Raw genomic sequence first — 14,310 nt, forward strand, 5'->3', positions numbered from 1 at the left:
TCACACAACCCCAGCACACACTAGAGCCTCCTCGGCAGATTACCGGTTCAACATGCATCTCTCAGCAAGCCTGCTTCAACGCCAGAAGCAACGTATGGTCTTATCGCCTCAAGCCATTGAAGCTATTCGCTTGCTGCGATTGACGCATACTGAACTCCATCAGCTCGTGGAGCAGGCACTCGAGAAGAACCCCGTTTTGAAGCCTGACCCGTTTGACGACGTTTCGCCGCTGTCAGGGGTGGATCAGCGGAGCAGTCAAAGCAGAAGCGAAATCGGCGAATCGCCCATTGGCGGGCCGTCTGGCGGGCGCGGGCAATGGAAGTCGCAACGCAGTAGCGGCAACGATCGACCTGCCGTCGAGGAGTTTACCGCCCACACCGAAACATTGCACGACCATGTCGCCCGCCAGGTCGCCCTCACCCCGTTCACCCCGCAGGAGCGGCTGATTGCCGGACAGCTCGCCGCCCATCTGGAGGACACTGGCTATCTTCAGGTAAACCTTTTCGATCTGGCCGGGAGGTTAAACGTTCGGCAAGCTGATGTGGAACGGGTCATCGGAATCTTGCAGCAATTTGATCCGCCGGGGATTTTTGCGCGAACTCTCAGCGAATGCCTGGAGATTCAGCTGCGCCAGCAAGACCGGTTCGACCCGGCTATGGCAGCTTTGGTCGCCAATCTCGAGATGCTTGCACGGGGGGATTTTCAGGGATTGAAGCAGCGTTGCGGAGTCGACGAGGAGGATCTCCTCGACATGAGGAACGAAATCCGCGCGCTCGATCCCAAGCCTGGAGACCGGTTCCAGTCCGGGACGCCGGAAACCATCGTACCGGACGTCTGGGTAATGCCCAAGTCCGAAGGTGGATGGCGGGTGGAGCTTGATCCGGCCACGCTGCCCAAAGTGTTGATCAACCACACCTATGTCGCCGAAATCTCGCAGCTGACCAATCAAAATCCGGAAGGCAAAGCGTTTCTCGACCATTGCCAGGAAAAAGGGAACTGGCTGATCAGCTGTCTCGAGCAGCGCGCTAAGACGATCCTTAAGGTTGCGACCGAAATCGTGCGCCAGCAGGATGCCTTTTTTACACACGGCGTCGCCCATCTGCGGCCTCTCTGTCTCAAAAATGTCGCTGACGGGATCAAAATGCACCAGTCGACGGTAAGCCGGGTGGCTTCGAACAGGTACATGTTAACTCCGCGCGGGGTGTTCGAGCTGAAGTATTTTTTCACAGCGACAATCGCATCCTGCGAGGGCGGCGACGCGCACTCCGCCAAATCTGTCCGCCATCGGATCAAGGCAATCATCGCCGAAGAATCGCTCGACAAGGTACTTTCCGACGAAGACATCGTTGCTCAGCTCAAGCAGACCGGCATCAATGTCGCTCGCCGTACCGTCACCAAATATCGCGAGGCGATGAACATCCCTTCCTCCATACTACGGCGCCGTGATAAGCGGTTGTCCGCAGCTGCGATCAAGCGAAGTGACTAACCGGCATTCCTGGTCGGCGAGAGGCGACTCTCAACTTCCTCCGGGCCGAAGCAGCTTTCGAAGTCATGGCATTCCCGACAACTGGGTGCAGTGCATGACGAAAAGCCTTCGGCCTCACACAGCTTGCGGTAAAAGTACTTTTTCCATTTCATGTTTTCTGTGTTGCCTGCCGCCAGCGCGGGAAAATGTCTGGCAAGCAGGCGGCTGAGCTCAGCGCGATTTGAGAGGCCAAGATCCCGCCAAAGATGGTCCGTGCGCATCGCACGCCGGGCGATGATCTTGGCCAAGCGGGCGCTCGCCGGGTCGCCCGGCGCAGCATGCGCTAGCAGCAGCCGGCGCAGCAGCTCCTCTTCCAGTTCCGGCTCGGGCTCGCTCAACTCCTCCAAAGCGAATACGCTGCTGGAGGTAGACGGGAAAGTTGCGGCCAAGACATCACGCAATTCGACAGACGAAAGGCCTGTCCCCTCCGTCGCCAACACCTCGCCCGCCTGGACCTCCTCAAGCGAACGCGAAAGCACGCAGGGCAGCACATGCTGATCGAAGCTCCTCCCTAGCTCGGACCCACGCCATTGCGCGCGTGGATAGGCAGCCATCATCGTAACGGCCGGCTTCAGCTTCCGGCATGACAAAGCGCCTTGTTGACCGCAGGGATGATCTTGTCGCCCCAGAGCTCGATCTGGCGCAGCATCGTCTTTTGGTCGAAGTCGCCCAATTGAGTCTGAACTGCGATCTGGTCCGGTTTCAAGATATCGATCTCTTCCAGCAGGCGATCAATCACGCGATTTACGCTGCCAATCGGCAAATTTTTGCGCATGGTCTCGAAGGACAGATCCTGCTGGGTCGGTGTCTCCTGCAGCAGGTAGCCATCGTGGCTCTGTTGGCGGCGCTGATGCAGGGCTTCAGAAAGCCGGCGCTGGAAGCGGGCATTGTCGAGATAGCTGTTGATCTCCAACTCGTCGTGGCTGGCATAGCAGCAGCGCAGCAGCGATATCTTGACGTCGGTGACGTTCTTTTCCTCGGATGCCGCCGCCCTCTCGACTGATTCACGCAGTGTGGTCAAAGTCTCTAAGCCGTCGTGGAAGGCTGTGACAAAAAAATTGTGCCCCTCGCGGTAGGCCCGAGCCATCCGTGCGGCTCCGCCAGCGATCCAGATAGGCGGCGTCGGCTGCTGGACTGTGCGGACCGAAATCGCTGTTGGGGGGATCTTCTCATACTGGCCGTCGTGTTCGAAGACGTTTTGGTTGAGGCCCTTGAGAATGATGTCCAGGTATTCCGAAAAGACGGCCGGCGCCTCATCGATGTCCACGCCGAACCGTTCGAACTCGAACTGCTGGTATCCCAAGCCTACGCCGAGCTCGAGACGGCCGTTCGCAACGATGTCGGCGAAGCCGATCTCGGACAGCAGGCGCTGCGGTTGGTAAAGCGGCAGCACGCAGACGGCAGTGCCCAGGCGAATCGTGCTTGTCAAGCCGGCGCAGTGCGCCACCATCATCAGCGGGGATGGTATGAGGCTGTAATTGTTGAAGTGGTGCTCAGCAAACCACGCGGTGTTGAACCCAGCCTGCTCCGAAGCGACGGCCTGTTCGATGGAGTTGCGGATGACGCTTTCTGAGGATTGGTGATAGCCACGCTGGGCGGCCAGAATGAAAGTGGCAAATTCCATGATTTCTCCTCGTTATAGACACGTCAGCCGACCGGGAATGTGCTCGGCATGCGCATGCTTGGATCTCAAGCACCTCGGGTGCGTCGTGGAGCCGAGGCTTCATAATGCTCGGCCGGTCGCCCTGCGAATGCCTGGCAATTAACCTGCGGCCTCCGCAAAACATTCGTCATAGAGTTCGCTGGCGTTTCCCGCATCACCGAACGAGGTCCAGCCGCCGTCCACGTAGAGGATCGAGCCGTTGATGTATGAGGCGTCAGACGAAGCAAGGAAGAACGATGCATCTGCGACGTCTTCTGGCCGTCCCATCCTGCCCATGGGGATGCGTCGTCCGATTGCTGCCAGGTCGATGCGGCCGGCTTTGGCCAACTGAGCAAGTGCGGGCGTGCGGATGTGGCCAGGAGCGACGGTGGCTGTCCGAATTCCGACCGGGCCGAGTTCGGCCGCCATGCAACGGGTCAGCATATCCATCCCCGCCTTGGAGGCGCCGTAGGCATGGCGCGGCGCGAACGGCAGAAAGCTGTCGATCGACCCGAGATTGAGGATCACGCCGCCCGGGCGCATAGCCTTGATCGCTTCGCGCGCGCAGGTGAAGGCGCCGGTAAGGTTGACATCCAGGACGTGTTCGAGCTGTTTCGACAGTTGCTCGATCGCAGGCACAATCCTGTCGGCGGTATCAGCACTATTGACCAGAACATCGATATACCCGAAGCGTCGCCTCAGCTCTTCGAACATCGACACCACATCGCTCTCGACGGCCACGTCCAGCGATTTCGCCAGATGCTTGCCGGGGAGCGATGTAGCCAGCTCTGCCGCTGCAGTGCCATCTTTATCAGCAATCACGACGGTGTCGCCGTTCGCGGCAAAGCGGCGAGCGACGGCCGCGCCAATGCTTTTTGCGCCACCGGTGACGAGCACGATTCGCGCATCTGTGCATTCGGCCGGACAGGAGAGCTCGGCTTGGAGCGCACTATCCACCGGCGGGTGAGCATCCCCCGGCTGGTTGAATGACATCCAGCCTCCGTCGACTGCCAGCACCGAGCCGGTGATGTAGCGCGCCGGCGTGCTGCTCAGAAAACGCACGACCCTGGCGATCTCGTCGGGGCGAGCCAAGCGCCCCATCGGCACGCGGCGGCGTATCGCCGCGAGGTCCATTTTGCCAGCGCGTGCCAGTTCTGTGACCATTGGGGTGCGGACGGAGCCCGGCGCCACCGCCGTGACGCGGATTCCTCGCATAGCCCACTCGCACGCAAGGGACTTTGTCAACGAGATCACGCCAGCTTTCGAGGCTGCGTAGGCGTTGCGCCTGGGATTGCCGACCACGCCCGCCATCGAAGCCACATTGACGATCGCACCGCCCGGCCTCATGCGCCGCGCCGCTTCCCGGGCCATAACGAATGGCCCAATAAGGTTCACTGTCACGCCGCGTCGGAAGGTATCGACAGCGGTGTCGATGATCCTATCCATCGTGGGTCCAACCGCCGCATTGTTGATGAGGACATCGATTTGCGCGAACCGTGCTTCGACCTGGCCGAAAAGTGAGAGCATGTCCTTCTCTCGCGACACATCGCACTCCAGACCGACGTGCGGCGACCCGAGATCCCGAGCCAGTTCAACCACACCACTGCCCGGAAGGTCCACCGCAACTACAGTGTCTCCGTCCGCGGCAAGGATATCGACCAGGGCACGGCCGATCCCGCCCGCGGCGCCTGTGATGATTACGGTGCGTGCTGCCAGTTTCACGAGAGCTTCTCCACGATGACCGCTTGTGATCTCAGCCCATCGACCTTGGGCGGAATGAAGGGTCGAGCCAAATCGTTGCAGTGACCGCCAGTTGCGGCCCCACACAGATCTCAATCCCGCAAGGCGCTCATCCTCCATTTCTACCCACTTATGCAGCTCCCAGTTGGGGACCCTCGACGCCATCTTGGTCGGTGGGGATGTGACGCTTGAGCAGCTGGTAGATGGGATCGTCTGGATGTGGTGCTCCAATCGGCTGTCGCCGGCCGAACCTATCTGCCTCAAGAATCGCTGGCGGGATTTGCTCCTCAACCCAATCGTAGACGACTGTCCGTTCCGCAATTCGCCACTCGTCCTGCCTCTTCTGAAACAGATCGCAGTAACGGCCGCAAAGCAGCGTCTGACGTATTTCTTGGTCTGTATCCGGTCCGCGTTGCAGCGCGGTGAAATAGCTCTCGACCGCGGCCTCTGCTGAACTGATGAAGTCGATCAGGCTGTTCGTGATTTGATGGATGTTACGCTGCCCCGGCAGACCGAGAGCAAATTGGATGAAGTCCTCTGCCGGTCCGCAATAGGGACCGTGCCTGTCATACGCTTCGGGCCAGTATGCGCTACGCAGCGCCGCCTCATCGGCGCGGTCAATCCCGCGGCAGTACCGATACAGGCAGTTGCGGATCGCCTCTCGGTCACGCAGTTCGGTAATTTTCGCGTGGTCGACAGGTTCTGTCGCGAATTGTATGATTGTTTTGTCCTTCCCGACGCCAGTCTGCACTTTGCGTGTGTCTCTCTCTACAATTGAGTTAGCGGGGGGCTCGTCAACTTCCAGAGCTTGTTCGGGGCAGGCTCTTACCCCTTGTGAGGCAAGCAGTTGCTCCCCATCGGCAACATCAATATCACCGGGCAAGATGTAGCCGTCGTCATCAAGCTTGAAGACTCTCGGCGCCCGCGCCAAGCAGCGCGCATGACCCTGGCATCTGGCTTTGTGTACGATGACACGCATAGCGAACTCCAATGTCGTTGGCGGAAACTTCAGGACCAGTCCAGGATCAGATTCTCGATCCCGAACACATGGCCGCCGAAGGTGATGGGTTCAGTCCCTGTCTTGATCCGAAAGGCTGGGATGCGCGCCAGCCACTCCTCCAGGCCAATGACAATCTCCCGCCGGGCAAGGTGTGAGCCAAGACAACGATGGGGACCATAGCCAAAGGCAGCGTGCCGGTTGTCCTCGCGCGCCAGATCGATCTCATTCGGGTATTCGAATTCCGCCGGGTCACGATTGGCAATCATCGTGGCACAGGAAACATAGTCTCCCTTGCGGATCGGCGCGCCTTTGAAGTCGACATCCTTCGTTGCCACTCGGATCATCTGAATGGTCGAATAGGCGCGCAGCAATTCTTCCGCGGCGACGGCAATCCGGTCCGGTTCGCTTCGTAGCAATTCCTGATCTTTGGGGTTGCGCGCGAGATGGGCCAAGTCGAAGCATATGGCTGCTGAGACCGTGTCGAGCCCCGCGACGAACACAAGCACGCCGATGCCACGGACTTCTTCGTCACTGAGCAGACGGCCCTCGACCTTTGCCTTCACGATGAAGGTCATGAAATCATCGACCGGCTCCTTGCGGCGCTCGGTGGCAAGTTCGTCGATGAAGGCCACGATCGTCCGGGCTGCGGGTGGTCGTTGCTCCTTATCGCCGTGGAGCAGATCTCTAGCCCAGCCGACAAATGTTTCTAGTCCGTCGTCCGAAAGCCCAATAAAGCGAAGGAAGATATTGACCGCGAACGGAACTGCAAAATCCTTCATGATGTCGCAGCTCGTGCCTGATGCGGCGATCCTGTCGATCAGCTTGATCGCTCGTTCCCGGACAGCCGGCTCCAATGCCATTACCCGCTTTGGCGAAAGCAGCGGATTGAGCAGTGAGCGAAAAACACCGTGGAATGGCGGATCGAGCTCAAGCGGGATCATCGGCCAGCTCTCGCCGAGCACAGAGGCGAAGATGCTGCGATGGCTGGAAAACGTTTCGGTGTCCTGCAGCACCCGGCGCTGGTCGCTCGCGCGAGTGATGACCCAGGTACCCCGACCGTCGCGCGTGTTGCTGGTTGAATAAAAGATCGGAGGCCCGGCATGAACGCAAGCAACCGCTGCATGCGGATCCCCGTTGGCCGTCGGCAACATGCCGGGCGACGTAAACAGGCTGAAGTCCCTCACCATTTCGGGCGGGACATGATCTGGAACCGGCCGCGATTTAACCGCGCCAGAATCGAGAGACCGTTCATGAGATGCTGTCGGCATTTGCATGCAATCGTTGGTGCAAGCTCCGTGCCGAATTCGTCTTTCGATAATCCTTGCCGTTTGCTGGGCAACAGGTGGCGCCTGTGCTGACTTACTGGTCGGGATTGCAACATTCTTGTCCAGCGTCGGACACAGAATGTAGAAAGCTAGACACCGACTTGGAGCAACTCAATTGGTGGGATCGCTAGCCGATCATGTGCCCGGGGAGCATCCAGTTCGAAAGGTTGCGCTAAGCGGTTTGGTGACTTGGCCGAGGTCACCCAGGTGGAAATGACCAACACTTGTTCGTGAGCCTAGTGGCGCTCCCCTCGATGATGTCTGGCGGGGTGGTTAGCCGCCTCCGTGGGACAAGGTCAGTCTACAAGAATGGGCTATAGCCTCTCCTCGCCTGCCTCATTGGCCCTCCTTCAGAGCCGGCCACACGAGCTTTCGTCTTTCAGCACGGCGTTTTCTCGCCAGCTACCAGAGCCACACCGATGCCGTTAATGAGCGTCCAGTCGAGGGGTTGTGTGGCCCTGTCCATCTTGCCCAGCACCTTGGCTTCGCATTTGCCGGTGCGGCGGAAAGCCTTCAAGACGCAGTTCTTGACCTTCTCCAGATCAGCCTCGGACGGATATCGGCAAGGGTTCAGCTCGTCCTTTTGAACTTGCGCATCTTCGTGTTGGCGAACCCCAGGCCGCCCGACATATTTGCGGCCTATCCGGCACCTCAACTTCGAACAACCTTGCGGCAAGCTCTTGGGATAGCCCACGCTCGTGCCTCCACCACCCGCTCAGCAGAGCCAGATTTGTCGTTGATGGCACGGTACTTGCGCAGTCATTCGCAGACGCGTCACGGACCGAGAGTGTCGTCCCATGAATTCAATCACCAAAAAGGCCGCCCGACGTTGCTGGGACCGCCTGCAATTACCTTATCCCAGAATTGGGAGCAACGGCTTCAAAAGGGATAACTCATCACCTCAATTCTGTCGATCGCGCGGCCATCGAACCGCAGCCATCGATCAGACTTCCGCCTCGTTGCACTCATTGCGACCGCCTTGGTGCTTGCGACGACCGCTCAATTCTGGCTGCCAGGATAACCGCATATGGCGACGGAACTTCCTGCTTCAAAGCAATATAGAGATCGTCGATCATCCCCCCATCAAGGCCTCGATCGAGGACACCGCGTTCGGCTTGCTTGGTTCGCAGTGAACAGGCCGCACTTCGACGGATGCGATCGATGCGACCGCGCCGAGAACTCTCCCGCATTGTCGACGGTTGTGTCCGTCGGCCCTCCGATGAGGCCTCGGATGCGTGGGCGCCGAGGCCTCGACTGAGGCCGACTGGCCGCCGCCGGAAGGTCTAGCGGCTTTGATCCCCGGCGATATAGCCACCCCTGCTGCAACAGCTCCTAGCTGGAGAACTCATTCATGACCGAATCGGCGACAGATTTAGTGGACGCGGCTCTGTTCGACCGAGATCGGCTTGACCCAGAAAGTCCCTATCAACGGTCTGGCCCCGCATGGGGTGCGATCATTTCGCTTTCCTTCGGCACCTTCGGGCTTGTGACGGCAGAGTTTCTGCCCGCCAGCGTTCTGACACCGCTCGCGCATGATCTCGGTATCAGCACTGGCACGGCTGGACAGGCGCTAACAGCGACCGCAATCGTCGCGGCGATCTCGGCACCGACAATGGCCATCGTGACAAAGCGTCTGGACCGCAGGGTCGTCATCTGGGCGATGACGCTGCTGCTGATCCTGTCGAACGTTCTGGCGGAGGTTGCGGGGTCGCTGCCGGTGTTGCTGGCGGCACGCGTCGTCCTCGGCATATCGCTCGGTGGTTTTTGGTCAATTTCGGCAGCGTTGGCAATGCGGCTGGTTCCAAGTCACCTCATGCCGCGCGCCATGTCGATCATCCTCACCGGCGTTTCTGTCGCCTCCGTCTGCGCGGCTCCAATCGGCGCTTATGTCGGTGACATTTGGGGATGGCGAGCCTCGTTCAAGGTCGCCGCAATCGTGAGTGCCGTTGCGCTGCTCGTGCAACTCGTAACCATTCCGCCACTGCCTCCGATCGAAGTGCGCAGATTCCGCAGTCCGCTGGATGTCGCGAAGAATCCGACGATGAAGGTTGCGGTCCTAGTCGTGCTATTGGTCGCTTCCGGCCATTTTGCCAGCTTCGCCTACATCCGCGACTTTCTCGAGAGCGTTCCTCCGCTCGACAAGAAGTCGATCCCGCTCGTGTTCCTTGCTTCTGGCACGGCCGGCGTCTTCGGCAATTTAGCGGGCGCATTCCTCACCAAACACAGTCTCAAGGCAGTCGCGGCCCTGCCGCCCCTGCTCATTGCCGTAGCCGCTGTCTCGCTCCTGACTATGGGAGCATCGGCCTTGACCTCGGCAATTGCAGTTGCCGTATGGGGCTTTGCTTTTGGCGCGGTCCCGGTCGGATTGCAGACCTGGATGGTGCTGCGCGCCGCTCCGAAACAGGCCGAGAGCGCTGGTGTACTGATGGTCATAGCCTTCCAAGTGGCGATCGCAGCCGGCACAACTTTCGGTGGCCTATTGGTGGATCACACGGGCATTGCCAGTGTCTTTCTCTACAGCGCGGTTGCCACGTTCCTCGCTGTCTTGACAGTATTTCTGCTCGGCCCGAACCGCAACAGCTGACCGCCTGGTGGGGAGTGACGACGGTCGGTGGCGTTAACGCTATTGTCACCTCTGAGCTCGGCCAAAGGCCGCGGCTTCGTCGTAACCATGCCTTCGATGGGGCAGCGCCAAATTGCTACCTGCTCATCGCGTTATGACAATACAGCGCGCTTATTGCGTCATCGTGTTCCCGATCTCGGCTTCAATGCCCGGCTACTCGCTGCGGAGGCAGATGGGCGCCGGCGTCCCACCGACAACGATCGGTCTTTCTCATGTAGCTGTTCTCATGTAGCTGTCGGGGAAACGCGGCAGGTTTTCCGCCAGAACCCGCCAGTCGTCGCGCTCGCGTTCGCCTTCCTTGCGCGCACCGAACAACTGGATGATCATCTTGCCGTCGGACCCATATGCTTCGAGCGAGGTGACGTGACTGTCATTGGTCGGCTTGCGCACGGCCCAAACCTCACGGATTTGGTGGCTCCTGAGATGCAGCCGGAAGGTTTCGTCCAGCACATAGATGCACGGCCCGATCTGCTTGACCGACTTGATTAAGCCGGAATGGGTCTGGATAGAGCCTCGGTTGCCGACGAAGCACATGATCGGCAATTCGTCTTCGGCCGCACGCTGGAGCACGGCGCCAACTGCAGCATTGTCGAGCAGCCAAGCGTAATCCTGGCCTACCATGCGCAAAGCCTGGCAGCGGCTGAGCTTGAGCGTCTTCAGAAGGTTGACGTCAGTCAGCCGGCTCCAGTGCTCGCGTAGGTCGTCCACCGTGCCGGCCCGGTCCGCAGTCCTCGCGCCCAGGTCGGCTACTCTCGCCTTAAGCGACATGGTCGGCTCCTGGTTGGCGGATACGAGCTCGGCCACCAGCTTTCGATAGGCATGAAGGTTGGAGACCGGCCTGAGATGCACCTTATGCACTGCTGCGCCGGCGGCGTCGAAGAATTGCAAACTGCGCTGGATTCCGCCGCGATGGCGCCTTTCAACAGCGAAACCATACCTCCAAGCCTGCGGGAAGACGCGAAGGTCGAATTCGTCACCAAGGACCATGGCGTGATTGTTGCCGGTTATCACTTTGTTGAAGACGCCAATCTTTTCGTGCACGGCACCTTGATTGCGGGTCAGCGCCGTCACTTCGCCCACGAATTCGAGGCCCGTCAGCAGGTGATTGACGCGCGGGTCGATGCGTGCCGCGCCGAAACCGCAATGGGCCGCGACCAGTTCCGCTTCCGAAATGCCCAATTGGGCGGCGAAATCACGCGCGGGAATGCTCGGACAGACTTCCCACGCACGCCGGATTTCGTTGGGCGACCGCTTCTTGCGCTGATCCATGTTTTTAACCCCGCCCCGTTCTTCTTTTGACGATCGGTCGAAAAAAGGGCCTCAGGGGTGTGCACGGCGGACGCGATTGATCGTCAGGCACACGCCAGTCGAATCCTGTCTCCGGGCGGTCAGCGGCCAATCGCCGGTAGAGAGCGATTGTTGGGTGGTCGGCGCCAATCGGCCGATCGAGCATTCGGGTTCCACCGGCGGTGCTGCTTTCCCACACAAGGCGGGTCTGAGGGAGGAGCGACATATTGCTTCCTTCGTTCTTCGATTGCGAGGGCAACCCAAAGGTGAATCGGCCGGCAATTTTGCCGCCGCAACGAAGGCTCTCAAAAGTCGTGCCAGTTGCTCCGCGGCAAGCTCTGAACATCTTTGGCTCTGTTCATTGCTTTACGCGTGAGTGCATCGCGAACTCAGGCGCCCCTCCTGTGACGCGGACGCGACAAACCCGACAGTAAGTGTCGGTTGTCGGACGTCTCCCCAGCAATCGAGCATAGAGACGTCGGGATGTCCTACCGTTTTTACACACGTCTTCCCTTTGGCACGGTTCATGCGAGATGATCCGCGAAAACGTCACGGACCGAGGAGAAATCGAGCCATGATTACGCTCACCGACAACGCTGTTGCCGCCATCAAGGCCGCTCTTTACCGCGCCAGCGAGCCGGCGGAAGGATTTCGCATCATGGTCCATGCCGGCGGCTGCGCCGGCTTCCAATACTCAATGGGCCTGGAGAGCGTCTCACATGAGGGCGATACGATCATCGAGCGAGATGGGCTCAAGGTGTTCATGGATAGAGGCTCCCAACCCCATGCCGCCGGCATGACCGTCGACTTCGTCACAGGGCTCGAAACATCCGGCTTTGTTTTCGATAACCCCAATGCGCAGGAGAAGTGCAGCTGCGGCAAGTCCTGCAAATGATTGCAGGGGAACAGGCTATGTTCGACTATAGCGACGCCAAGGAATACTGCGTCAAACCGGTAACCCCCGGCGCTCTGGAACCAGCCGACACGCACTGTCGGCCCGGAACAATTGCGTTCGGTGATGTGCCAAATCGCGATCATCGATCGTTGCCGTGGGCAAGCAAACAACATTGCCCGAAACAGCTGAATTCCCGGCGGATGCCGCCACCAAATGGCAATGTCGGCAGCGACCGGTCAGCCAAGCCATCGCTCGCCCGGCCGCCCACCTCACCAGATACGATATGCGCCAGAGGTTCAATGGCCCGCCTACCCTTGAATCATTTCAGCAGTTGAAGGATCACTCCCATGAGACCTGTCTATCTCGACAACAACGCAACGACGCGGGTTGATCCTGCAGTCCTTGGAGCGATGTTGCCTTTCTTTACGGAGCAATTTGGCAATCCTTCGTCCATGCACGCCTATGGCGCATCGGTTGCTGAAGCCGTGAGAAAGGCGAGGCGGCAGTTGCAAGCCCTCATCGGCGCGGGATTCGAGGACGAGATCATCTTCACCTCGGGCGGGACTGAAAGCGACAGTACAGCCATCCTTTCGGCGCTCGAGGTAATGCCCGGTCGAACGGAAATAGTGACTTCCGCGGTTGAACATCCGGCCGTTCTGAAGTTGTGCGCGCACCTTGAAAAGACGCGCGGCGTCAAGGTGCACATTATCCCAGTCGATCACCACGGCCGGCTCGACCTGGACGCCTACAGAACCGCCCTCACCCCACAAGTGGCAATCGTCTCGATAATGTGGGCGAACAGTGAGACCGGTACGATCTTTCCCGTGGTTGAGCTTGCCGACCTAGCCAGGGAAGTCGGCGCGCTTTTCCACACTGATGCAGTGCAGGCGGTCGGAAGGTTTCCGATTGAGCTGAAATCGACCGCGATCGACATGCTGTCGCTCTCCGCCCACAAGCTGCATGGTCCAAAGGGGATAGGCGCGCTTTATGTAAGACGTGGCGTGCGCTTCTCCTCCCTGATCAAGGGTGGCCACCAAGAGCGCGACCGGCGTGCAGGCACTGAAAACACACCCGGCATAGTCGGACTGGGCATGGCGGCCGAACTCGCCTTGAAATTCATGGACGAGACAACACGAATAAAATGGTTGCGCGACCGCCTTGAGAACGGGATCATCCAGCGCATCCCAAACGCATCCATCAACGGCGATCCGCAGGAGCGATTGCCAAACACTGCAAACATTGGATTCGAAGGTATCGAAGGCGATGCAATCCCAATTGTCCTCAGCCGGCTGGGAATCGCCTGTTCCGCCGGGTCCGCCTGTGCCTCTGGCTCAATGGAACCGAGCCATGTTCTGATCGCTATGAACGCGGCATGTGGGGCAGTCCGCTTCTCCTTGTCGCGTGACAACGGCGAAGATGACGTAGACCGCGTGCTTGAGGTCCTGCCTGCGATCATCGAGAAACTACGTGCCGTTCCCAGTGCTGGACTGTGCGGGCGAGGTGCAGAACACCTTCATTCCGGCCCGGGCCCGAGCGGCACAATAGCCGACGCCCACTCATGAGCCGTGAGGACTTCCTCAACGTGACGACCCTACGCAATGGAGAGCAGGCAACCCGGGGTCGCCTTCACCACTTCAGAAAAGCTTGAGATCGCCAAGTCTCTTGCCCCAGCCGCCGTGCCAGAGGTCGGCACGCCGTCAGCAATGTCACCAACGCATCGACACCACAATTTCGCGCCGGGAGAATACAATGAACTGCTCCGCTGACAGCCGCCCGATTGATCCCACCGATATCCTGGCGCGACTGAAGGGCCTGTCGGCTGCGGAGGACTTCTTCGCCTGCCTTGGCGTCTCCTACGACCCGAAAGTGATGAATGTCTCGCGGCTCCATATCATGAAGCGCGTGGGCCAATACCTTGCCGAAGAAGATTTCTCCGGTCTGCCTGACCAGGTAATCGCCGCGCGGGTGCGCGCCAAGCTGGAACGCGCCTACGAAGATTTCGCGACTTCCTCGCCGCTCACGCAACGTGTGTTCAAGGTGCTAAGGGACCACGATCCAAACATATGTCCCGCACCTGGCCGCGCCTTCGTCCCGCTCGACTCTGCACTGAAGCGGTTCGGAAAGTAATGAGCCCGACACGGCTGCGACGCGACAATGTCGGGAAGTCGACAAATCCAGTCCTCATGACGCCTCCTCGGACGCAAACGAAGCCACCTTCTGGAATAGAGGCAGGAAGAAGACTTGGCATGAACGATGCAGGCAATGAGGTGAAC

At 59.5% G+C, this 14,310-nt stretch carries 12 protein-coding genes and 1 pseudogene; 5 read left to right on the top strand and 8 right to left on the bottom strand.

Annotated features, from left to right (window positions below; all coding sequences use genetic code 11):
* Positions 1–52 precede the first annotated feature (52 nt).
* Positions 53–1,486, top strand: a complete 1,434-nt coding sequence (gene rpoN, locus EOA75_RS00875) for an RNA polymerase factor sigma-54 (protein WP_091599489.1) — start codon at positions 53–55, stop codon at positions 1,484–1,486.
* Here the strand turns inward: rpoN and EOA75_RS00880 are convergent.
* The 7 genes and pseudogenes from EOA75_RS00880 to EOA75_RS00905 form a co-directional block, all read right to left on the bottom strand.
* On the bottom strand, positions 1,483–2,082 hold the full coding sequence (locus EOA75_RS00880; RefSeq protein ID WP_126057643.1) for a nitrogen fixation protein NifQ: 600 nt from the start codon (positions 2,080–2,082) through the stop codon (positions 1,483–1,485). The two genes, rpoN and EOA75_RS00880, sit on opposite strands and share 4 nt — an antisense overlap.
* A 14-nt stretch (positions 2,083–2,096) precedes the next feature.
* Entirely contained in the window at positions 2,097–3,149 is a 1,053-nt protein-coding gene (locus EOA75_RS00885; RefSeq protein WP_024505249.1) for an LLM class flavin-dependent oxidoreductase, read from the bottom strand.
* Positions 3,150–3,287: 138 nt separating this feature from the next.
* The gene (locus EOA75_RS00890; RefSeq protein ID WP_127323369.1) at positions 3,288–4,889 is read right to left on the bottom strand and encodes an SDR family oxidoreductase; all 1,602 of its coding nucleotides are present in this window, start codon (positions 4,887–4,889) and stop codon (positions 3,288–3,290) included.
* 148 nt (positions 4,890–5,037) lie between these two features.
* Complete coding sequence (locus tag EOA75_RS00895; RefSeq protein WP_236378846.1) at positions 5,038–5,625, bottom strand: nuclear transport factor 2 family protein; 588 nt, start codon at positions 5,623–5,625, stop codon at positions 5,038–5,040.
* 138 nt (positions 5,626–5,763) lie between these two features.
* A pseudogene (locus EOA75_RS34785) lies at positions 5,764–5,886 on the bottom strand (ferredoxin); the annotation flags it as partial.
* Positions 5,887–5,915: 29 nt separating this feature from the next.
* Positions 5,916–7,094: a cytochrome P450 gene (locus tag EOA75_RS00900; protein ID WP_164746650.1), complete on the bottom strand. Its 1,179-nt coding sequence runs from the start codon at positions 7,092–7,094 to the stop codon at positions 5,916–5,918.
* A gap of 517 nt (positions 7,095–7,611) precedes the next feature.
* A complete protein-coding gene (locus tag EOA75_RS00905) occupies positions 7,612–7,926 on the bottom strand; it encodes a hypothetical protein (RefSeq protein WP_091599500.1) in 315 nt (104 codons plus the stop codon).
* A 657-nt stretch (positions 7,927–8,583) separates the two neighbouring features.
* On the opposite strand from EOA75_RS00905, the gene EOA75_RS00910 reads away from it, so the two are divergent.
* The gene (locus EOA75_RS00910; protein WP_091599502.1) at positions 8,584–9,816 is read left to right on the top strand and encodes an MFS transporter; all 1,233 of its coding nucleotides are present in this window, start codon (positions 8,584–8,586) and stop codon (positions 9,814–9,816) included.
* A 249-nt stretch (positions 9,817–10,065) separates the two neighbouring features.
* Here the strand turns inward: EOA75_RS00910 and EOA75_RS00915 are convergent, their stop codons facing one another.
* On the bottom strand, positions 10,066–11,124 hold the full coding sequence (locus EOA75_RS00915) for a ChuX/HutX family heme-like substrate-binding protein (RefSeq protein WP_091599505.1): 1,059 nt from the start codon (positions 11,122–11,124) through the stop codon (positions 10,066–10,068).
* A gap of 592 nt (positions 11,125–11,716) precedes the next feature.
* Between EOA75_RS00915 and EOA75_RS00920 the strand changes: the two genes are divergently transcribed.
* The 3 genes from EOA75_RS00920 (at position 11,717) to nifW (ending at position 14,164) form a co-directional block, all read left to right on the top strand.
* On the top strand, positions 11,717–12,037 hold the full coding sequence (locus EOA75_RS00920) for an iron-sulfur cluster assembly accessory protein (RefSeq protein WP_091599508.1): 321 nt from the start codon (positions 11,717–11,719) through the stop codon (positions 12,035–12,037).
* A gap of 347 nt (positions 12,038–12,384) precedes the next feature.
* The gene (gene nifS / locus EOA75_RS00925) at positions 12,385–13,599 is read left to right on the top strand and encodes a cysteine desulfurase NifS (protein WP_091599511.1); all 1,215 of its coding nucleotides are present in this window, start codon (positions 12,385–12,387) and stop codon (positions 13,597–13,599) included.
* 187 nt (positions 13,600–13,786) lie between these two features.
* Positions 13,787–14,164 (top strand): nitrogenase stabilizing/protective protein NifW, encoded by a 378-nt coding sequence (gene nifW / locus EOA75_RS00930; RefSeq protein WP_091599514.1) that lies wholly within the window; start codon positions 13,787–13,789, stop codon positions 14,162–14,164.
* Positions 14,165–14,310 lie beyond the last annotated feature (146 nt).

The organism is Mesorhizobium sp. M1A.F.Ca.IN.022.07.1.1 (assembly GCF_003997575.1).
GTDB lineage: Bacteria > Pseudomonadota > Alphaproteobacteria > Rhizobiales > Rhizobiaceae > Mesorhizobium.

What these genes read in the sequence shown, in the direction of transcription:
- nifW (WP_091599514.1), top strand. Translation starts at nt 13,787, where the DNA reads ATGAACTGCTCCGCTGACAGCCGCCCGATTGATCCCACCGATATCCTG.
- EOA75_RS00920 (WP_091599508.1), top strand. Translation starts at nt 11,717, where the DNA reads ATGATTACGCTCACCGACAACGCTGTTGCCGCCATCAAGGCCGCTCTT.
- EOA75_RS00885 (WP_024505249.1), bottom strand. Translation starts at nt 3,149, where the DNA reads ATGGAATTTGCCACTTTCATTCTGGCCGCCCAGCGTGGCTATCACCAA.
- nifS (WP_091599511.1), top strand. Translation starts at nt 12,385, where the DNA reads ATGAGACCTGTCTATCTCGACAACAACGCAACGACGCGGGTTGATCCT.
- EOA75_RS00915 (WP_091599505.1), bottom strand. Translation starts at nt 11,124, where the DNA reads ATGGATCAGCGCAAGAAGCGGTCGCCCAACGAAATCCGGCGTGCGTGG.
- EOA75_RS00910 (WP_091599502.1), top strand. Translation starts at nt 8,584, where the DNA reads ATGACCGAATCGGCGACAGATTTAGTGGACGCGGCTCTGTTCGACCGA.
- rpoN (WP_091599489.1), top strand. Translation starts at nt 53, where the DNA reads ATGCATCTCTCAGCAAGCCTGCTTCAACGCCAGAAGCAACGTATGGTC.
- EOA75_RS00880 (WP_126057643.1), bottom strand. Translation starts at nt 2,082, where the DNA reads ATGATGGCTGCCTATCCACGCGCGCAATGGCGTGGGTCCGAGCTAGGG.
- EOA75_RS00900 (WP_164746650.1), bottom strand. Translation starts at nt 7,094, where the DNA reads ATGGTGAGGGACTTCAGCCTGTTTACGTCGCCCGGCATGTTGCCGACG.